The 19076-nt window shown below is 41.9% G+C and carries 19 protein-coding genes and 1 tRNA gene; 15 read left to right on the top strand and 5 right to left on the bottom strand.

Features of this window, described 5'->3' with window-relative positions; translation table 11 throughout:
• Positions 1-42: 42 nt before the first annotated feature.
• Positions 43-117, top strand: a tRNA-Arg gene (locus PCIT_RS09455).
• A gap of 211 nt (positions 118-328) precedes the next feature.
• Positions 329-706, top strand: coding sequence for a VOC family protein (locus tag PCIT_RS09450; protein WP_010362778.1), 378 nt, complete (start codon positions 329-331; stop codon positions 704-706).
• Here the strand turns inward: PCIT_RS09450 and PCIT_RS09445 are convergent.
• From PCIT_RS09445 to PCIT_RS09430, 4 genes are all read right to left on the bottom strand, one after another.
• Positions 695-1045, bottom strand: a complete 351-nt coding sequence (locus PCIT_RS09445; RefSeq protein WP_010362779.1) for a DUF2750 domain-containing protein — start codon at positions 1043-1045, stop codon at positions 695-697. The genes PCIT_RS09450 and PCIT_RS09445 overlap by 12 nt on opposite strands.
• 27 nt (positions 1046-1072) lie before the next feature.
• Positions 1073-1651: a glutathione S-transferase family protein gene (locus tag PCIT_RS09440; protein WP_010362780.1), complete on the bottom strand. Its 579-nt coding sequence runs from the start codon at positions 1649-1651 to the stop codon at positions 1073-1075.
• 70 nt (positions 1652-1721) lie between these two features.
• Complete coding sequence (locus tag PCIT_RS09435) at positions 1722-2003, bottom strand: peptidylprolyl isomerase (RefSeq protein WP_010362781.1); 282 nt, start codon at positions 2001-2003, stop codon at positions 1722-1724.
• A 77-nt stretch (positions 2004-2080) separates the two neighbouring features.
• Positions 2081-2626: a glutathione peroxidase gene (locus tag PCIT_RS09430; RefSeq protein ID WP_010362782.1), complete on the bottom strand. Its 546-nt coding sequence runs from the start codon at positions 2624-2626 to the stop codon at positions 2081-2083.
• A 72-nt stretch (positions 2627-2698) separates the two neighbouring features.
• Here PCIT_RS09430 and PCIT_RS09425 point away from each other — a divergent pair, with 72 nt between their 5' ends.
• The 3 genes from PCIT_RS09425 to PCIT_RS09415 all read left to right on the top strand — a co-directional run bounded on the left by PCIT_RS09425 (position 2699) and on the right by PCIT_RS09415 (position 6421).
• Positions 2699-3193, top strand: coding sequence for a GNAT family N-acetyltransferase (locus PCIT_RS09425; protein ID WP_010362783.1), 495 nt, complete (start codon positions 2699-2701; stop codon positions 3191-3193).
• 70 nt (positions 3194-3263) lie between these two features.
• Positions 3264-5210 (top strand): ATP-binding protein, encoded by a 1947-nt coding sequence (locus PCIT_RS09420; protein ID WP_010362784.1) that lies wholly within the window; start codon positions 3264-3266, stop codon positions 5208-5210.
• A gap of 77 nt (positions 5211-5287) precedes the next feature.
• Positions 5288-6421, top strand: coding sequence for a response regulator (locus PCIT_RS09415; RefSeq protein ID WP_010362785.1), 1134 nt, complete (start codon positions 5288-5290; stop codon positions 6419-6421).
• On the opposite strand, the gene queG is transcribed toward PCIT_RS09415, so the two are convergent.
• Positions 6418-7551, bottom strand: coding sequence for a tRNA epoxyqueuosine(34) reductase QueG (queG, locus tag PCIT_RS09410; protein WP_010362786.1), 1134 nt, complete (start codon positions 7549-7551; stop codon positions 6418-6420). The two genes, PCIT_RS09415 and queG, sit on opposite strands and share 4 nt — an antisense overlap.
• Positions 7552-7563: 12 nt before the next feature.
• Between queG and PCIT_RS09405 the strand changes: the two genes are divergently transcribed.
• The 10 genes from PCIT_RS09405 (at position 7564) to PCIT_RS09360 (ending at position 18998) form a co-directional block, all read left to right on the top strand.
• Complete coding sequence (locus PCIT_RS09405) at positions 7564-9060, top strand: bifunctional ADP-dependent NAD(P)H-hydrate dehydratase/NAD(P)H-hydrate epimerase (protein WP_010362787.1); 1497 nt, start codon at positions 7564-7566, stop codon at positions 9058-9060.
• A gap of 2 nt (positions 9061-9062) precedes the next feature.
• Entirely contained in the window at positions 9063-9524 is a 462-nt protein-coding gene (gene tsaE / locus PCIT_RS09400) for a tRNA (adenosine(37)-N6)-threonylcarbamoyltransferase complex ATPase subunit type 1 TsaE (protein ID WP_010362789.1), read from the top strand.
• 1 nt (position 9525) lies between these two features.
• A complete protein-coding gene (locus PCIT_RS09395; RefSeq protein WP_010362790.1) occupies positions 9526-10872 on the top strand; it encodes an N-acetylmuramoyl-L-alanine amidase in 1347 nt (448 codons plus the stop codon).
• Between the two features lie 3 nt (positions 10873-10875).
• Positions 10876-12792: a DNA mismatch repair endonuclease MutL gene (mutL, locus tag PCIT_RS09390; protein ID WP_010362791.1), complete on the top strand. Its 1917-nt coding sequence runs from the start codon at positions 10876-10878 to the stop codon at positions 12790-12792.
• The gene (gene miaA / locus PCIT_RS09385; RefSeq protein WP_010362792.1) at positions 12785-13702 is read left to right on the top strand and encodes a tRNA (adenosine(37)-N6)-dimethylallyltransferase MiaA; all 918 of its coding nucleotides are present in this window, start codon (positions 12785-12787) and stop codon (positions 13700-13702) included. The genes mutL and miaA overlap by 8 nt, the downstream gene beginning before the upstream one ends.
• A 76-nt stretch (positions 13703-13778) precedes the next feature.
• Positions 13779-14045 carry an RNA chaperone Hfq gene (gene hfq, locus PCIT_RS09380; RefSeq protein WP_010362794.1) on the top strand — a complete coding sequence of 89 codons (267 nt, stop codon included), beginning with the start codon at positions 13779-13781 and terminating at the stop codon, positions 14043-14045.
• Between the two features lie 18 nt (positions 14046-14063).
• Positions 14064-15350 carry a ribosome rescue GTPase HflX gene (gene hflX / locus PCIT_RS09375; protein WP_010362795.1) on the top strand — a complete coding sequence of 429 codons (1287 nt, stop codon included), beginning with the start codon at positions 14064-14066 and terminating at the stop codon, positions 15348-15350.
• A gap of 103 nt (positions 15351-15453) precedes the next feature.
• Positions 15454-16626: an FtsH protease activity modulator HflK gene (gene hflK, locus PCIT_RS09370; protein WP_010362796.1), complete on the top strand. Its 1173-nt coding sequence runs from the start codon at positions 15454-15456 to the stop codon at positions 16624-16626.
• Between the two features lie 5 nt (positions 16627-16631).
• Positions 16632-17510 carry a protease modulator HflC gene (gene hflC, locus PCIT_RS09365; RefSeq protein WP_010362797.1) on the top strand — a complete coding sequence of 293 codons (879 nt, stop codon included), beginning with the start codon at positions 16632-16634 and terminating at the stop codon, positions 17508-17510.
• A 171-nt stretch (positions 17511-17681) separates the two neighbouring features.
• A complete protein-coding gene (locus PCIT_RS09360; RefSeq protein ID WP_010362798.1) occupies positions 17682-18998 on the top strand; it encodes an adenylosuccinate synthase in 1317 nt (438 codons plus the stop codon).
• Positions 18999-19076: the final 78 nt, after the last annotated feature.

Genomic DNA, 19076 nt, shown 5'->3' with positions numbered 1-19076 from the left:
TCGATAGCATTATTATAAACACGGTTGAAAAACTGCTGTGTCGCTCTTGTGGTGAAATGGATATCACGTGGCCCTCCGGAGGCTAAGTTGAAGGTTCGATCCCTTCCAAGAGCGCCAAACAGCTTTTTCAGTTCGCTTTTAAAATTCGACAAAGCGGTATGTTGCTTTGTATCTGCTTCATTTTATACTTCACTATCACTCACCTCATTATTGCCTTGTACAACCTGCTTTAGTTTTGCAAACTTTATTGATTGTATTTTACCCAGCTTAAAAAATATGCTTTAGTTACAGAGTGTTTGATGATGCTTTATAATTTTTGGCGAGTAGCATGCGGTATTTAAAAACAATTATTTATGTTGATAACGTAGAAGAGGTGCTTGATTTTTATTATCAGGCTTTTGGTTTGAGTGCGGTTGAGTTCACTGAATCAGCCGATTATGGTGAATTAAACACAGGCCAAGTGACTCTTGGATTTGCCAGTCACCCCTATGCCCAAGCACAGTTTAAACAAAGCTATATTCGGTCTCAGCCAAAACAACCTGCATTGGGTTTTGAGTTAACCATGCTCTGTAATAATGTCAGCGAAAGTTATGATAAGGCAGTGGCTGCAGGTGCAGAGCCATTAATGCCCCCTTGCAGTAAAAATGAGCACACACAGGCTTATGTGCGTGCTATTGATGGTACCTTGGTAGCGTTAGTCAGTTAACGCTCGCGCCAAACCAGTTGGTTCGATTTCCAAGCATACATTTTCGTCATTCCAGTTAAGGCCTAATAACGCTTCATCTTCATTGAGGTCTTCTACCCACTCATCTAAAAACTCATCAAGCGTAATGGGTGTTGGTGTATAGCCTTGCCATTCATCTTTACACTGAGCCTGGGCTTTTTCTGCGCTATCCCAAACGAGTAAAACGTCAGTCGTTTCGAACTGGTTTGATTCACATACCACAACGCCACCATCTTCAGCACCCAGTGCCCATACTTGTTCACCGAGGCGAACCTTTTCAACAAAGGTGACAAGTTCTGATTCAATTTCAATGTCGCTCATGGCGTATACCTTTTTTAAATATGTTATTTAGTTGCGTGGATCGCTCTGTTTTACTCCTTTGCGTTGTGATTGAAGCTTGTGAAAGTTCAATAATTCAGCAAATGAAGTTAGATCGGTCAATTCTCTGAACACAATCCAATCTAGCAAGCAGTATAAACTGATCTGCAAGTACTGACAGTCTAAAAAGTCAGTTTTCACACATTGTTCATTTAAATTTAAAAGTACTTGTTCAATACGCTCTCTTTGTAGGTTAAAAAATAGCGCATCACTTTGCGTGTCAAAGCCTGAGCGCTCGCAAATAAGTAGTTCAACCAATGAATCGTTACAGGCATTAATATTAGTCAGCTGATTTTCTTGCCACCAGGTTAACCGAGGCAAATCATAGAGTTCATTTAAATAGCGAAAAATGACGTTAGAGTCACTTATTTGCTGTGGCCCATTTATTAAAAATGGGATTTTACGAGCTGGATTATGTGTGATGAGCTGCTTTCTGCCAGCATCTGAAAAGATATCGAGGTGAATATACTCTATATCGAGGGCATGATGTTCAATGAATAATCGAATTCGGCGAGCATAGGGTGATGTATCAGAACCAAAGAGTTGCACAACAGTGTTCCTTTTTAAATTTACCTCAAAAAAAAGCCGCTAGAAGCGGCTTATTGGAATATATAGTAACTTACTCAGTTCTACTTGTTACTTCAAGTAAATGGTAACCAAATTGTGTTTGAACAGGACCTTGTACATCATTCAATGGTGCAGAAAATACCACTGTATCGAACTCTGGGACCATCATTCCTGGGCCAAACTCGCCAAGAGCACCACCGTCTTGTCCTGACGGACAGCTAGAATACTGTTTTGCTAATTCAGCAAAGTCTTCACCGGCAGCAATGCGCGATTTTAAGTCTAAACATTCCGCTTCGCTATCAACTAGGATGTGCCTTGCGCTTGCAACTGTCATAACTTCTCCATATTTCGCTTGTGATTAATTTTTATTCATCATTTATTCTAATACACTTGTATTAAAAACTCACTATCTCATTGTAATGCTTTTTCTACGGCATTCACCATTTCGTCTGATAGGGGTTTAGTGCGACTATTAAAGCGTGTTATGGTTTGTCTATCTGCTGAAACTAGGTATTTGTAAAAATTCCATTTCGGAGAGCTGGTTTTATCACCTAAGTGTTTGAAGATAGGGTTGGCGCTATCTCCTCGTACATCTGATGTTGCAAGCATATTGAATGTAACTCCATAGTTTACAAAGCAAACTTTGGCGGTGTCTTTCTCATCATCTTCTTCTTGGAAAAAGTCATCTGAGGGAAAGCCTAATACCACTAACCCTTGATCTTTATATTTTTTGTGGAGTTTTTCTAAATCTTCAAATTGACCGGTAAAGCCACAATTACTGGCGGTGTTGACGATAAGCAAAGGCTTGTTTTTAAACTGGCATAAATTGAGAGTATCTTCAGAGCGTAATTTCCTTAATTCCACATTGGTAAAATCATCGCATGTAGATGCGAGTACTTGCGAACTCAATAATAAGCTTGATGAAATGAGAGTCAGTTTGAGTAGTTTGTTTAGCATTGCCTTTCCTTTGTTTGATGAACTCTTTTATGATACGCCAATAGACCTTGATTTGATCATCTTTCTTACACTATGACTATTAGAATTGCCGAACATCGAGATTTACCAGCTGTCGTTGCTATTTATAATGAAACTATCGCCAGTCGTATGGTAACGGCTGATACTGAACCGACTACCGTAGAGGCGCGTGCAGAGTGGTTTTTTAGTCACACACCAAATAGACCTTTGTTTGTATATGAATTGCAAGGGAAGGTTGTGGCATGGCTGAGTTTTAAATCATTTTATGGCCGCCCAGCTTACGCTGGCACATGTGAAATTAGCATTTATATTACGGGGAGCGCTCGCGGTGAGGGTTTAGGGGTCCAATTGCTTGAGTTTGCGGAGCACCACGCGGTAAAAATTGACGTGGATACCTTAGTGGGGTTTATTTTTTCACATAACGTGCCAAGTATTAAATTGTTTAAACGCCAAGGTTATAGTCACTGGGGTGAACTACCCAATATTGCCCTTATGGATGAAGAGCGGTTTAGTTTAACCATTCTAGGAAAGCAGCTATTTACGCGGTAGCGTACGTTTTCTGCCAAGTTTAAAAATTCGACTACACTGTGTGTGTTAGGGCAAGGAATATACATGGATTATGTCGAATAAAGTATTAATTATAGATAGCAATAGTGTGCTAGCAATGCGGCTCAAAGTATTGTTTGAGTTGTTAGGAGGGCAGGTTGAGCATATTCACTACAATATGCTTGATGAAGGCATTACATTTACACATTACGATGTTATCGCCATCGCACATGGCATCCCCAGTCATTATTTAACCGTGCTCTGCCCCTTAAAAGAGCATTGTAAATTAATTCTTTTAGCACCAAAGCCCGATAATACTGAGCATTTAGAAGTATTCAGCCAATTTAATAAAGCACTGCCGAATGGCATTGTGGTTTACCCTTTTTTTGCCAATAAAGAGATCACGCATTTATTGGAGCGTGTACTAGAGGTTGGCGCGAATCAACGTTTAGTGCTCCCCACTGTACTACTGGTTGATCATGACCCGTCCCGTTTAGAACAACTAGCCATGAGTTTACGGGGGGCGCAGCTCAAAGTTTTTACCGCGACAAAAATCGATTCAGCATTAGCTTTGGCGAGTAAAGAGCACATTGATTTGTTGATCAGCGATTTTAACTTTGAGGATGGGACTGGTGTTGGGATGTTTGTGCGGCTGAAAGCATTGTCACCTAATTGCCGTTGTTTATTGGTCACCTCGCGAGCAAGCCAAGTCGATATGATGGAAGCGATTCGACAAGGTGTCGAAGATGTTTTATTAAAGCCGTTTGATGAGAGTGAATTGCTACAGTCGTTGCATAAATTATGGCAAACCGAGTTACTACGGCGGCAGAATCAAGAATTGGTAGAGCGACTACAAGATACCGTGGATGCACTGATTGAACGTGATAGTTTATTACGGGTGATTTATAAACATACACCAGACCCAATTGTTTTATTTAAGCGCAGTGGCGCTATTATCGAAGCGAATGATGCGTCAATGCGGTTACTTAAGTTGTCACAAAGTGAGATACAAGCACGCTCTATTTACGATTTATTTGCCACGGATTGCAGCGATTCGTTAAAAGCTGCAATAAAAGAGGTGGGCGTACAGAGGCATTTCAATTGCGAGTTGATATTGCCGCAAGCGTCGGGGGATATTCCTTTAATGGGCACTTTTAATGAAATAGATCATCATGGTGAAGTGGCATTTGCAGTGATATTTAAAAATGTTGCGCAGTTAAAGAAAAAGCAACAAGTTTTAGAAGAGGCAAAAGAAGTGCTTGAGGTTGAAGTTCAGGCCCGAACGGCTCAATTACAAAGAGCAAAAGATGCTGCAGAAGCTGCGAATTTAAGTAAGTCTGAATTTTTAGCCAATATGTCTCATGAATTACGCACGCCTATGCATTCCATTTTGAGTTTCGCTCGATTTGGACTAGATAAGTTAAGCTGTGGGGAAGCACCATTAGAAAAGCTACAAAAGTACTTAGCTAGAATAGAAACCAGTGGTGAACGTTTGTTATTACTACTAAATAATCTTCTCGATTTATCACGTTTGGATGCAGGTCACTTTCCTTTTAACCCCAGCAATTATGATTTTACCAGTATTATTAAAACCGGCATTGATGACGTCGCGGGTAGTGCCTTAGCAAAAAAAATCCAATTTGCGCTAAGTGTACCTGTGGAGCCTGTTTTACTTTATTGCGATCAAGAGCAAATGAATCAAGTGATCCGCAACCTTTTAGGTAACGCGCTTAAATTTAGTCCTGAGGATAGTCAGGTTAAAGTGGATGTGACCTTAATCGGAAATAAAGTTGCTGTGGCCATAAGCGATCAGGGTGTAGGGATCCCAGATGATGAACTCGAACAGGTTTTTTCGAAGTTTGTGCAAAGTAGCAAAACGAATAGCGGTGCTGGTGGTACCGGCTTAGGATTGGCGATTTGTAAGGAGTTTATTTTGCTTCACAAAGGCTGTATTTATGCCTGCAACAATGAATTTGGCGGTGCAACGGTTCACATTGAATTGCCATTAAGTCAACATTAAAACGGTCAACATACTAGCATTCATGAAAATCACGACTATAAATAGAGTGAGCGAGATAACATAAAAGGAAGAGTTCTATGGCCCTGCAGCGCATTTTAGCCGTCGACGACGAACCATTTAATTTAGAGATTATTGAAGAGATCCTTGAAGACCTTAATTTTGATTTACTGACGGCAAGCAGTGGACCTGAATGTTTAGACATGATTGAGTCATTTGATCCTCAAGTGGTCTTACTCGATGTTAGTATGCCGCAAATGAATGGGTACGAGGTATGCAGGGCGATAAAGGCCAATCCAGAAACACATCATATTGTGGTGATGTTTGTGTCGGCGAGAGGGTCGGTAGAAGAGCGTATGGAAGGTTACTCTGTCGGTGCTGAAGATTATATCGTTAAGCCTTTTGGTCAAGGTGAATTAAAAACAAAGCTCTTAAACTTAAGTCAAATGTTATTAGATAAAGATATTCTTGAACAGCAAGTAGAAGAAGCTACATCAACCGCATTTGATGCAATGGCCACCAGCAGTGAAATGGGCCAAATAGTTAATTACATCGAACAAATTTCGCTTTTAGATGATATTCCTACACTGGCTAATGCCATGACGAAATGTTTGTCTAGCTTTGGTTTAAACAGCAATGTTGAAATTCGCATTGATGAGCAGCGCCATCACTTTGCCACCACAGGATTATGTTCGCCCATTGTCATTGAGTTATTCGATATTTTAAAATCTAAGGGGCGATTGCATGAATTTACGAGCCGAGTGTTAGTAAATTATGATTTTATCAGCGTGCTCATTTTGAATATGCCAGATGATGAGAATAAGCATGGCCGAATACGAGACCATATTTGTTTTATGGTAAGTGTAACTGAGCAGCAGTTGTTAGCAATCTTGACGCGTGATGAGCTGTCAGCCCAGCGTAGAAATTTAGACAAAGCACAGACTATGATAAATGGTAAGTTCAAAAGTTTAATGGGCATGTTAGAAACCAATCGCAAGCAAAATGAAGCGGTGTTCCGTGCGCTACAAGAACGTTTCGAAACTCGAATTCCCACAATGGGGTTAGATGAAGATCAAGAGGTGTTCATTTTTAGCAATGTCGATGAAGCAATCCAAAATTCAGTTGCTCGAGAAGAGGCCATCGACATGGTTAAAAGTGCTTTTAACGAAATTGAAGGTGATTTGGCGCTATTGTCTGAACATGCAAAAGGTTAAGCGTCTCTCGGGAGGCCCTTTTCGATGATTCTAATGAGTCGGGCCTTCTTTCGCTCCGTGTTTACTTGTTTATCATGCTGTTGAGTGAGTGCCCATTCTATATGTTCTTTAACAAGAGGAGACGCACTGTTAAGACGAGCTTTTAGCGCCTCAATGATGCTAGGGTCATAATGTGCGTTGCCTAGCCCAACAGCTATATTACGTAACCAACGTTCATGACCGATACGGCGTATAGGACTGCCTTCTGTATTTTTCAAAAAAGTACGTTCATCCCACGCAAACAATGTCATTAAATCTTGGTCTTTAATTTGTTGGCGAGGGTGAAAGTCTAGTTCGTCTGTTAATTGTCCGAAGCGATTCCATGGGCACACAAGTTGGCAATCATCACACCCATAAATACGGTTTCCGAGTAATGGACGATATTGCTCAGGAATAGCACCTTGTAATTCGATGGTTAAATATGAAATACATTTTCGAGCATCGACCACATAGGGCTCGACGATTGCACCTGTAGGGCATAAAGTAATGCAGGCATTACATTTGCCACATCCTTCTTCTTCATTGGGCGCATCTATGGGTAAGGGGATGCTGACAAATAACTCACCTAAAAAAAACCATGATCCAGCTTGTTTATGAATTAATAAACTATTTTTACCACGCCAACCTAGGCCGGCTTTTTCAGCTAATTGACGTTCCAGCACAGGAGCCGAGTCAACAAAAGGTCGGTATCCTAGTTGTTCTACTTCCAGCTCAATTCTTTGCCCCAGCTTTTTAAGTCGATTCCGCAATACTTTGTGGTAGTCACGGCCTAGCGCATAACGACTGATATAGGCAGTTTGTTTATTCCCCAGTGCTCTGGCAAAGCTGGCATCAGGGGGGAGGTAGTTCATTTTGACAGAAATAACACGTTGAGTTCCAGGCACCAATTCCGCTGGGCGGGCTCTTTTCATACCATGGGCAGCCATATAATCCATTTCACCGTGATAACCTTTATCTAACCAGCGTTGCAGTTGTGCTTCGTGTTCGCTCAAGTCAATGTCAGTGATCCCAACTTCTGCGAAACCAAGTTCATGGCCCCATTGCTTAATTTTTTTTGCGAGTTCAGTATAGTCAATATGAGTGATAGTCACGGGAAATCGATCTTGGCAGCTAAATACACGGCTAATTTACCACAGTTTGCTTATACGGCCCAGCAAGTGAGGGATAATGAAGCAAGCTCAGCTCATCTTGTTGGTCTCAATTTATCGCAATTAATGGCATGCGCAGCTGATGCGTTATTTGATTTATTCGACCATGAACTTGTGAATGCAGAGCATATTTTAATTCTTGCGGGTAAGGGCAATAATGCAGGTGATGCTTATTTACTGGCTGAGCTATTGCATAAAGAGGGACGCAAGGTAACTATAGTTGGCGTTTATTCGCCGAGCTTACTGGCTGATGATGCACTTAGAGCGTATCAAAAAGTCGATGCAGCAGGCCTTTCGGTATTGAGTGAAGTGCCGAATAAGTGCTCATTTGATGTTATTGTTGATGGTGTTTTTGGGAGTGGTTTTTCAGGTCGGTTAAGTGAACCGTTAAAACGCCTTTTTGTATACTGTAACAAGCATAGCGCGCTGCGACTTAGTATTGATGTGCCAAGCGGCATAGATGCTTCAACAGGGGTTGTGGCTGATGGTGCGTTTTTGGCAGATATTACACTGACTTTTATAGCACTTAAACAAGGTATCCTAACAGGTAGAGCAAAACAGTTTTGTGGCAAGTTGTTGTTTGCATCTTTGGGCGTTTCAGAGGCTTTTTCCAAAGAAGTGAACTCGGAGGTTTCTCACTGGTCTTACTCTGCGTTTATGGCTTTGAGGATACACCGAGCGAATGACTGTTATAAAAACCAATGTGGTCATGTTTTACTCATCGGTGGCAATAAAGGAATGGCCGGCGCGATCCGTTTAGCGAGTGAAGCCAGCTTAAGGTCAGGCGCGGGCTTGGTCAGTGTATTAACACATACTGACAATGTTGCTATCGTTCAACAAGGGCGATATGAACTCATGGTACACGGCATAGAAGCGGTTGAAGGAAACCAAGGCTATATAGATAGCTTGTTCGCTAAAGCTGATGTGTTAGTAATAGGCCCTGGACTTGGCCAAGATAACTGGGCCAAAGCACTGTTTAATCGCAGCTATAACTTTGATGGGGCTGTAATTTGTGATGCGGACGCTCTAAATTTGCAAGCGAGCTCTTCTTTGCGTTATCGGCAAGCTGTTATGACGCCACATATTGGTGAAGCGCGGCGGCTGTTAGCGCAAAGTAATATTGAAAGTATGTCGAATCGATTTGAAGTGGCAGCACAATTACAGCGTTATTATGAGTACGCTGTGGTGCTTAAAGGACCTGGCAGTTTAGTTTGCCATCAAAGTCGAGTGAATATTAACCGTTCAGGCAGTGCCGCGATGGCCAGTGCTGGGATGGGAGATGTATTATCTGGTATCATTGCGAGTTTAATTGCACAGGGCATGGAGAAATTTGCCGCGACCAGTTTGGCTGTGTATATTCATGGTTTGGCAGCTGAAAATGCTGCTATCGAAGGTGAAAAAGGATTGCTTGCCGGTGATTTATTTAAGCATATTAGAGATTTATTGGGGTAAACATGAATGACGTTTTTTGCCTGCATCTAGCTGATGAAGCAGCAACTGTGGAGATGGGTAGGCGCTTGTCTCACGCGGTTAAACAAGGCGCTGTGTTGTTTTTAAATGGTGATTTAGGCGCTGGTAAAACCACATTAAGCAGAGGGATAGTGCAAGGGCTTGGGCATAATGGCAAAGTAAAAAGTCCCACTTATACGCTTGTGGAGCCTTATGAGTTAGATGATGTGTCAGTTTACCATTTTGATCTTTACCGTTTAGGCGATCCAGAAGAATTAGAGTACATGGGGATCAGAGACTACTTTGCTGAGCAAGCAATTTGTATCGTTGAATGGCCCGAAAAAGGTACTGGGTTTATCCCAACGCCAGATCTTGATATTGAAATGGCCTATGTAGATCAGCAACGTAGCATCAGGCTTACCGCGAAGAGTACTCGCGGGGAAAAAATTATCAGTAGTTTAGGGTAAAATGAGAGTATTCAAACATCATGCAGCAGTGCTTTGCACAGTAATATTGTGCTTATTCCTAAGTATAGAAGCATTCGCTAAAAATAAAATGGAAGGGGTGCGAGTTTGGCCTTCACCTGAGAGTACGCGTGTGGTTTTTGACATGTCGTCTAAACCAGATTTTAGTTATTTCATGCTGCAAAACCCTTTACGTTTGGTTATCGACTTGCAAAATACACAGCAGGCGAAGTATTTACCGAAAGTGCCGAAAAAGCACAATTTGATCAGTAAACTGAGATACAGTAAACCGAAAAGAAAAAATAGTACGCGTGTGGTGTTTGAATTAAGTGGTACGGTAAAACCAGTTGTGTTTGCTTTGGCACCAACTGGACCGTATAAAAATCGGTTAGTTGTTGATTTATACTCTAAAAAGAAACAATCGTATGCGATTGATAAAAGTGCAGCGAAAAAGCGCACGCGCACCGTGGACAGGGATATTATTATTGCCATTGATGCAGGGCATGGAGGAGAAGATCCAGGTTCCATTGGACCTGCGGGCACTTATGAGAAGAATATTACCTTACAAATAGCAAAACGAGTGGCACGTTTGGTAGATAAACAGCCAGGAATGAAAGCGCGTTTGATCCGCACAGGCGATTATTATTTAAAGTTAAATACACGAACTTCAAAGGCACGACAAAAGCGCGCTGACTTTTTTGTGTCAATACATGCAGATGCATTTTCTAGCCCTGGACCAAATGGGACGTCAGTGTGGGTTTTATCACTGCGCCGTGCTAACTCAGAAGTAGGTAAGTGGTTAGAAGACAAAGAGAAACATTCTCAATTATTAGGTGGTGCAGCCAGTTTAATAAAAGATACTGCGAATGAAAGGTATTTAGCTAAAGCGCTACTTGATATGTCTATGGATCATTCAATGAAAACTGCATTTCAGGTTGCTGATGAAGTGGTCAAGGGACTAAAAGGCGTTTCTAAGCTACATAAGAAAAGGCCGCAAGCGGCAAACTTTGGCGTATTAAAGTCACCTGATATTCCGTCAATATTGGTGGAAACTGGTTTTATTTCTAACCCAAAAGAAGAGCGCAAGCTAAATACAGCACAACATCAGCAACGATTAGCACAGGCTATTTTTTCATCGATTAGGAATTACTATAAGCGCAACCCGCCTGATGACTCATTATTTGCGCGGTTAAAACATAATAAGCCGGTACAGCACAAAGTGAAAAGTGGCGAATCGCTGAGTGTCTTAGCCAGTCGTTACGGCACTACAATATCCGCTTTAAAAAAACATAATCAATTAAAGAAAAACACCCTATATATTGGCCAAATTCTTATGATCCCAAAAGCCTAGTTTATGAGTATTGAGATATTACCTGCACGGTTAGCTAACCAAATAGCAGCCGGTGAAGTGGTAGAGCGTCCAGCCTCGGTTGTCAAAGAGCTGGTGGAAAACAGCATTGATGCCGGTGCAACCAAGATCCACATTGATATCGAGCGAGGCGGTCATAAGCTCATACGTATTCGCGATAATGGTAAAGGGATTGCTAAAGATGAGTTGACCCTAGCGTTATCTCGTCACGCAACGAGTAAGTTAAAAAGCCTAGATGACCTAGAATGCATTTCGTCATTGGGATTTAGAGGAGAAGCATTAGCCTCTATTAGCTCTGTTTCGCGTTTAACACTCAGCTCAAAGCCCGCAGCGCAAGAAACTGCATGGCAGGCTTTTGCTGAAGGGCGAGATATGGCAGTTCAAGTCCAGCCGACAGCGCATCCTGATGGCACGACGATTGAAGTAAAAGATCTGTTTTTTAATACGCCGGCACGTCGTAAATTTTTACGTACAGAGAAAACAGAATTCAGTCATATTGATGAGCTATTAAAGCGTATTGCGCTAAGTCGCTTCGATATTGCATTAACTTTGACACACAACAAAAAAGTAGTGCGTCAATACCGTGCTCGTGAGTCATCACAGGGTGTAAAACGTGTTGCACAAGTTGCAGGAAAGGAGTTTGAGCAATTAGCGTCTTTTATTGAATCAGGGACAGATGGCCTAAAGCTTTATGGATGGGTGTTACCCGTTGGCAATACCAATAGCACACAATACAGCTATGTTAATGGGCGAATGATGCGCGATAAATTGGTGCTGCATGCGATCAGGCAAGCTTTTGAAGAAGCTGCAGGAGAGCAAGCTTTACCGGGGTTTGTTGTGTATGTAGAAATAGATCCGCGCCAGGTTGACGTGAATGTGCATCCCGCTAAACATGAAGTGCGTTTTCATCAAGCACGGTTAGTGCATGATTTTATTGTACACGCTATTAAGCAAGTTGTATTACCCGCGGACCTGATCGCACCTTTAGAAGATGAAACGGTTGGAATCGGTGATGAGTCTCGTGCTATGCAAATGCCCCAGCAACAAGATGAACAGCATCAGACGTACCGCAGCTCGCTACAAAGCATTAATGAAACGAATCCCGACTATACGGATCTTGTTGGAAGTTATGATCCACAAGGAAGTAATACAAGCTCGCAACGCTCTGAAGGTGGCTATGGTGCCAATGGTGGCCGAGGCGTCAGCGCAAACAGCGGAGAGTCGGGTTTTGGCGCTCACTCTGCACAGCCGCACAATTCTCGTAAATATAATGCAAATCAGCTTTATCAGGGGCTGTCTCATCAACAAGCCAGCCATTTTGATAATGTTGTTGAGGTGGCAGAGCCTGCGGTCAACTCAGTTCAGCAAGTCTCTTGGTTGAGTATTCCGAATGGTGCTGTGTTAATTAAGCGTGATGGTGATATGTATATTTCACACTTTGAACATGCTCTAACCACTTACTGGCAAAAAGTTATAGAGCAGGATGCTGCCTTACTGGGTAAAGCATTGCTATTACCCGTTAGAGTTAATTTAGAGAAAGCAGACTTAGCACTGTTGCATGACCAACGTTCGTGGTTAACTTTATTGGGTTTTGAAATTTCATTGTTTGAGCAATACGCAATGATAAAAAAGATGCCAATGAGCTTGTACAGTATTGATGTCGCAACATTTATGACAGCCCTGTTGGCGGGGTGCAGTGCAAATCCAGATTCATTAGAACATTGGCTAGAGTGGCTCAATGGCCATACACCTAAACGTTATTTTGAATCGGAGCATTTTGCAAAAATTCAGCCGGCAGTAGAAAAAAATACCGAATGTTTGGCGCGCATTCAGGAAAAAGCAGTTAAAATAGAAAGCAGTATATTTTTGAAGTTATTACAGCAAGAGTCTGAGAGTGAATAATTTACCCGTTATAACCTTAATGGGCCCCACTGCCGCAGGAAAAACGGCATTGGCCATTGAGTTATGCCAACATTTAGATACACAAGTGATCAGCGTTGATTCTGCTTTGGTATATAAAGGCATGAACATAGGCACAGCCAAACCTGATGCAGAGGAGTTATCACTCGCACCACATCATCTAATTGATATGTTAGATCCGCTTGAAACCTACTCGGTGGCTGATTTTCGCCGTGATGCGATTGAAAAAATTGATCAGTTACACCAGCAAGGAAAAGTGCCTATTTTGGTGGGAGGCACGATGATGTATTTTAAAGGTTTAATTGAAGGGCTATCTCCTTTACCTGAAGCTGATGCTATAATACGTCAAGAGTTAGAAGCGCAAGCACAACAAATTGGTTGGGCTGGTTTGCATAAGCAACTGGCAGCGGTTGACCCAGATGCTGCAGCAAAAATCAGTGAAAATGACTCTCAGCGTATTAATCGAGCTCTTGAAGTATATCGTTTGACGGGTGAAACTATGACTGTTTTGCAAAAGCAGAAACAGCCTCAACTCCCTTATCAATTTCATCAATTTGCGATTGCTCCCACTGATCGTAAAGTATTACATGATCGTATTGAAAAAAGATTTAATATAATGTTAGATCAGGGGTTTAAAAATGAAGTTTCGACCTTATATCAGCGTGGAGACTTACATCCAGATTTACCGTCGATACGGTGTGTAGGGTATCGACAAATGTGGGAACATTTAGCGGGAAACTGCGATCATGACGAAATGGTATTCAAAGGGATTGCGGCAACCAGACAACTTGCGAAGCGTCAGCTTACTTGGTTAAGGAGCTGGCCGGATGTGAATTGGTTAGAGACTGATGATCAAGAAAACTTGCAACGCGTACTAACTTCGCTAAGCTAATAGTAGTTGTTAAATCAATCTGTTCCGATTTGATGACAGCGAAATTATAATAACACCTAGAACGAAGGAAAAGAAAATGGCAAAAGGCCAATCGTTACAAGACCCATTTTTGAATGTCTTACGTCGTGAGCGCATTCCTGTTTCAATTTTTTTAGTTAACGGCATTAAATTACAGGGTAAAATTCAATCGTTTGACCAGTTTGTAATTTTGCTTGAAAACACAGTAAACCAAATGGTTTATAAGCACGCTATTTCTACTGTTGTGCCTGCGCGCGCGGTGAATTTTCAAAGTGCGCAAGGCAATGATGTTGCTGAGCAAAGCGATGAAGGTAGCTATCAATAAAAACTAGGAGCGTAATGCTTGTTTGACCGTTATGAAGCCGGCGAACAGGCAGTTTTAGTCCATATCGAGTTTCCAAATGAAGGAGATCGTGAAGATCTTCATGAACTGGAAATGTTGGTATCTTCTGCTGGTGTTAGTAGTTTGGCGGTTGTGCAAGGCAGCCGTCAATCACCACATGCTAAATTATTCGTCGGCACGGGTAAAGCAGAAGAAATCGCTGAAACTGTCAAAATCCACAATGCAGATGTCATCATATTTAATCACCAACTCAGCCCTTCGCAAGAACGCAATTTAGAACGTATTTGCCAGTGTCGAGTATTAGATAGAACGACGCTGATTTTAGATATATTCGCCCAACGTGCTAGAACGCACGAAGGTAAATTACAAGTTGAGCTTGCTCAACTACGTCATGTGTCTACCCGCTTGATCAGAGGTTGGACCCACTTAGAGCGACAAAAAGGCGGTATTGGGTTACGAGGACCTGGTGAAACACAGCTGGAAACTGACCGTCGTTTACTACGTGAGCGTATAAAAAGTATTCGCAAGCGGTTAGATAAAGTCGCGCTGGTGCGAGAGCAAGGTCGACGGGCCAGAACACGGAACGAAGTACCCACTGTATCGCTAGTCGGGTATACCAACGCCGGAAAGTCGACTCTTTTTAATCATATTACAGATGCTGATGTATATGCAGCAGACCAATTATTTGCAACGCTTGATCCGACCTTAAGAAAGTTGCACATAGACGATATTGGTCCGGTGATTTTAGCTGATACGGTAGGGTTTATTCGCCATTTACCCCATGACCTAGTGGCAGCTTTTAAAGCAACCTTGACTGAAACGCGTGAAGCCGATTTACAAATTCATGTGATTGATGCGGCGGATAGCAGAAGAAAAGAGAATATAGAAGAGGTACAATCGGTTCTAACGGAAATTGAAGCAGATGATATTCCTCAGTTATTGGTGTATAACAAAATCGATTTGCTTGATGAGGTTAGGCCTCGCATTGATCGTAATGACGAAGGTATGCCTATTCGTGTGTGGTTATCCGCGCATAGCGGAGCGGGTGTAGAATTACTCAGTGATGCGATTTCTGAATTACTGGCGAAAAAGATATTCTCAGAGAGTCTATGTATTCCGCCAAGTTTTGGACGTCTACGAGGGGCATTGTTTAATCTCAGTGCTGTTCAGCAAGAAAGTTATGACGAGCAGGGCAATTGGTTGATTGACGTAAGAGTGCCTCACGTTGATTGGGAAAAACTTAAAAAAGAGCAAGGCTCAGAGATAGAAAGTTTTATCATAAAATAAAATTTTCACAATAAATTACAGTTTTGCACGCATTTTTGTATGAGATGCGTTCTATATTTGTTAGATTTATCTTAATTCATTTTAATTACAATGGAGTATAGCTATGGCCTGGAATGAACCGGGTAATAATGGCAATGATAACGACCCATGGAAAAATAAAAACCGTGGTGGACGAGATCAAGGCCCACCTGATCTAGATGAAGTATTCCGTAAGTTCAGTAACAAGTTTGGTGGTTTGTTCGGCGGTAAATCCGGCGGCGGGGGGAATGGTGGCATCGGTGGTGCTGGCATTACATTTGTATTGCTTATCGCTGCTGTTGTTTGGGCTTTAAGTGGTATTTATACCGTTAAGGAAGCTGAGCGTGGCATCGTATTACAATTCGGTAAATTTGACCGTATTGCTGAGCCAGGTTTACGTTGGAAAATGACGTTTATTGAGCGTGTTATTCCGATTAATATCGAAGCCGTTCGTTCGTTATCAGCATCAGGCTTTATGCTCACTGAAGATGAAAATGTGGTAAGCGTCGAATTTGAGGTGCAATACCGTGTTATGGATCCAACACTATATAAGTTTAGTGTGACGGATGCGGATCACAGTTTGCAGCAATCTCTTGATAATGCTTTACGATATGTAGTGGGTCACTCACGCATGGACCAAGTATTAACAACAGGTCGTGAGTTAGTTCGTCAGCGTACATGGGATGAACTCAACAAAATTATTGAACCTTATAATCTCGGTATTTTGGTAACCGATGTGAACTTTAAAGATTCGCGCCCACCATCAGAAGTAAAAGATGCGTTTGATGATGCCATTGCCGCACAAGAAGATGAAGAGCGTTTTATTCGTGAAGCTGAAGCATATGCGCGTGAGATTGAGCCGAGTGCACGTGGTCGAGTAACCCGAATGACTCAAGAAGCCGAAGGTTACCGAGAGCGTATTACATTGGAAGCTCAGGGTGAGGTGGCACGATTTGAGAAACTATTACCAGAATATATTGCAGCGAAAGAAGTAACGCGTCAGCGTTTATACATAGATGCAATGGAAGAGGTATTAGGGCGTAGTACTAAGGTGTTGGTGGACGTTGAAGGTTCAAATAACATGATGTACTTACCGCTTGATAAAATCATGAACCAGTCTTCAGGTGGCACACCGATGACTTTACCGAACCAAAACGATATTAACCAGCTTCGTAAGACGCTGGGTCAATCACGTAATAGCACAGTGAATAGCAGTAATGATCGCTATACACAAGACAGATTTAACAGCGGGAGGTAATGGCAATGAAAAACTTTAGTGTTGTACTACTACTAGCCGCGGTCGTGATGTCTTTTTCATCGGTGTTTGTGGTAACAGAAGGTCAACGTGCGATTGTTTTACTTTTTAGTAAAGTACAAAAAGATAGCAATGATGACGCTGTAGTTTATGGACCTGGCTTGCATCTGAAAATTCCATTTTTCAGTCAAGTTCGTCGTTTAGATGCGCGTATTCAAACACTTGATGGCGCACCTGATAGATTTGTAACCAGTGAAAAGAAAGATTTGATTGTTGATTCTTTTGTAAAGTGGCGTGTTAATGACTTTAGTTCATTTTACTTACGTGCACGTGGTGATAAAGCATACGCTGAAACACTACTAAAACAAAAAGTGAACAATGGACTGAGAACAAACTTTGGTTCGCGTACTATTCGTGAAATTGTATCAGGTGAGCGAAGCGAGTTAATGGCTGAAGCGCTGGTTCAAGCATCAGAAAGTGCACAAGAGCTAGGTATTGAAGTATTGGATGTTCGTGTTAAGCAAATTAACTTACCGAACGAAGTAAGTAACTCAATTTACCAACGTATGCGCGCTGAGCGTACCGCTGTGGCGAAAGAGCACCGTTCTGAAGGTCAAGAGAAGGCTGAGACGATCCGAGCTGAAGTAGACCGCCGAGTGACGGTTATGTTGGCTGATGCTGAACGTAATGCGCGTGGTGTTCGAGGTGAAGGTGATGCAACAGCTGCAAAGATTTATGCAGATGCGTATAACAAAGATCCTGAGTTCTTTAGTTTTGTTCGTTCGCTAGAAGCGTACAAAAATACTTTTAAAGACAAAAATGATGTAATGGTGCTTTCGCCTAAAAGTGATTTCTTCAATTACATGAAAGGGGCAAACGCACAGTAGTGCATGCAGACCTCTATAAAAAAGCTCTGATATTTCAGAGCTTTTTTTGTTTTTAATTCAATGACTTTTGAGATTTAAAAATTGAACGAGGAAAAAATAATCTAAACAAGGTGATCTTGACCATGGTTTTCTGGTAAAATCTGCGCCTAATTTTTTCTAAGTGATTTTGCAATGGGTAAAAACGTCGTTGTATTAGGCACCCAATGGGGTGACGAAGGTAAAGGTAAGGTTGTTGACTTACTTACAGATAAGGCTTCTCTTGTTGTACGTTATCAAGGAGGCCATAACGCAGGCCATACATTGGTAATTAACGGTGAAAAAACCGTTCTACATTTGATCCCTTCAGGTGTGTTACGTGAAAACGTGCAGTGCGTGATCGGTAACGGTGTGGTTTTAGCGCCTGATGCGCTAATGAGAGAAATTGGCATGTTAGAAGAACGTGGCGTACCAGTACGTGAGCGTTTGTTGATCAGTGAAGCTTGTCCTCTTATTTTGCCTTACCATGTTGCTTTAGACCAAGCACGTGAGCTTGCTCGCGGCGAGAAAGCAATTGGTACAACTGGTCGTGGTATCGGCCCTGCATACGAAGATAAAGTTGCACGTCGCGGATTACGCGTTGGTGACTTATTCAACCCTGAGCAATTTGCAACTAAGCTTAAAGAAGTACTTGAATACCATAACTTCGCACTTGTTAATTACTACAAAGTTGACGCAGTAGACTTCCAAAAGACGTATGATGATGCAATGGCTGTTGCTGATATTCTGAAATCAATGGTTGTTGATGTTACAGAACTACTTGATCAAAAGCGTGCTGCAGGTGAACACATCTTATTTGAAGGTGCACAAGGTACGTTACTTGATATCGACCATGGTACATACCCATATGTAACGTCTTCAAATACCACAGCAGGTGGTGTTGCGACGGGTGCTGGTTTTGGTCCGTTAAACTTAGATTACGTACTTGGTATTGTTAAAGCGTATACGACTCGTGTTGGTTCAGGTCCTTTCCCAACAGAACTATACGATGGTTTGGATAAGCAAGACCCTGTAGGCAAGCACTTAGGTGACAAAGGCCATGAGTTTGGTGCTACGACAGGTCGTTTACGTCGTACTGGTTGGTTTGATGCGGTTGCGATGCGTCGTGCAATTCAAATCAATAGTATCACAGGCTTTTGTTTAACTAAGCTTGATGTATTGGATGGCTTAGAAACAATTAAAATCTGTACTGGTTATCAGTTAGAAGATGGAACGGTAACAAATATCACTCCATTAGCCGCTGAAGGTTACGAAAAAGTAACGCCAGTTTATGAAGAAATGCCTGGTTGGACTGAGAATACATTCGGTGCAACGTCAGTTGAACAGCTTCCAGAAGCAGCTGTTAACTATGTTAAGCGTTTAGAAGAAATTACTGGTGTGCCAATTGATATTATTTCAACTGGCCCAGATCGCGTAGAAACGATGGTTTTACGCAACCCATTTGGCGAGTAAACTCAACCAAATAAAAAAAAGCTGCAATTGCAGCTTTTTTTATGCCTAAAATTTGATTGTTGGTATAGTCTTTGTATA

Origin of the sequence: Pseudoalteromonas citrea (assembly GCF_000238375.3) — a bacterium.
Taxonomy (GTDB): domain Bacteria; phylum Pseudomonadota; class Gammaproteobacteria; order Enterobacterales; family Alteromonadaceae; genus Pseudoalteromonas; species Pseudoalteromonas citrea.
This window is presented reverse-complemented; position numbering and strand designations above follow the sequence as displayed.

Excerpts from the sequence above, each read along its gene's own strand:
- PCIT_RS09450 (WP_010362778.1), top strand. The coding sequence starts at position 329 with ATGCGGTATTTAAAAACAATTATTTATGTTGATAACGTAGAAGAGGTG.
- PCIT_RS09445 (WP_010362779.1), bottom strand. The coding sequence starts at position 1,045 with ATGAGCGACATTGAAATTGAATCAGAACTTGTCACCTTTGTTGAAAAG.
- PCIT_RS09435 (WP_010362781.1), bottom strand. The coding sequence starts at position 2,003 with ATGACAGTTGCAAGCGCAAGGCACATCCTAGTTGATAGCGAAGCGGAA.
- PCIT_RS09430 (WP_010362782.1), bottom strand. The coding sequence starts at position 2,626 with ATGCTAAACAAACTACTCAAACTGACTCTCATTTCATCAAGCTTATTA.
- PCIT_RS09425 (WP_010362783.1), top strand. The coding sequence starts at position 2,699 with ATGACTATTAGAATTGCCGAACATCGAGATTTACCAGCTGTCGTTGCT.
- PCIT_RS09420 (WP_010362784.1), top strand. The coding sequence starts at position 3,264 with ATGTCGAATAAAGTATTAATTATAGATAGCAATAGTGTGCTAGCAATG.
- PCIT_RS09415 (WP_010362785.1), top strand. The coding sequence starts at position 5,288 with ATGGCCCTGCAGCGCATTTTAGCCGTCGACGACGAACCATTTAATTTA.
- tsaE (WP_010362789.1), top strand. The coding sequence starts at position 9,063 with ATGAATGACGTTTTTTGCCTGCATCTAGCTGATGAAGCAGCAACTGTG.
- PCIT_RS09395 (WP_010362790.1), top strand. The coding sequence starts at position 9,526 with ATGAGAGTATTCAAACATCATGCAGCAGTGCTTTGCACAGTAATATTG.
- mutL (WP_010362791.1), top strand. The coding sequence starts at position 10,876 with ATGAGTATTGAGATATTACCTGCACGGTTAGCTAACCAAATAGCAGCC.
- hfq (WP_010362794.1), top strand. The coding sequence starts at position 13,779 with ATGGCAAAAGGCCAATCGTTACAAGACCCATTTTTGAATGTCTTACGT.
- hflK (WP_010362796.1), top strand. The coding sequence starts at position 15,454 with ATGGCCTGGAATGAACCGGGTAATAATGGCAATGATAACGACCCATGG.
- hflC (WP_010362797.1), top strand. The coding sequence starts at position 16,632 with ATGAAAAACTTTAGTGTTGTACTACTACTAGCCGCGGTCGTGATGTCT.
- PCIT_RS09360 (WP_010362798.1), top strand. The coding sequence starts at position 17,682 with ATGGGTAAAAACGTCGTTGTATTAGGCACCCAATGGGGTGACGAAGGT.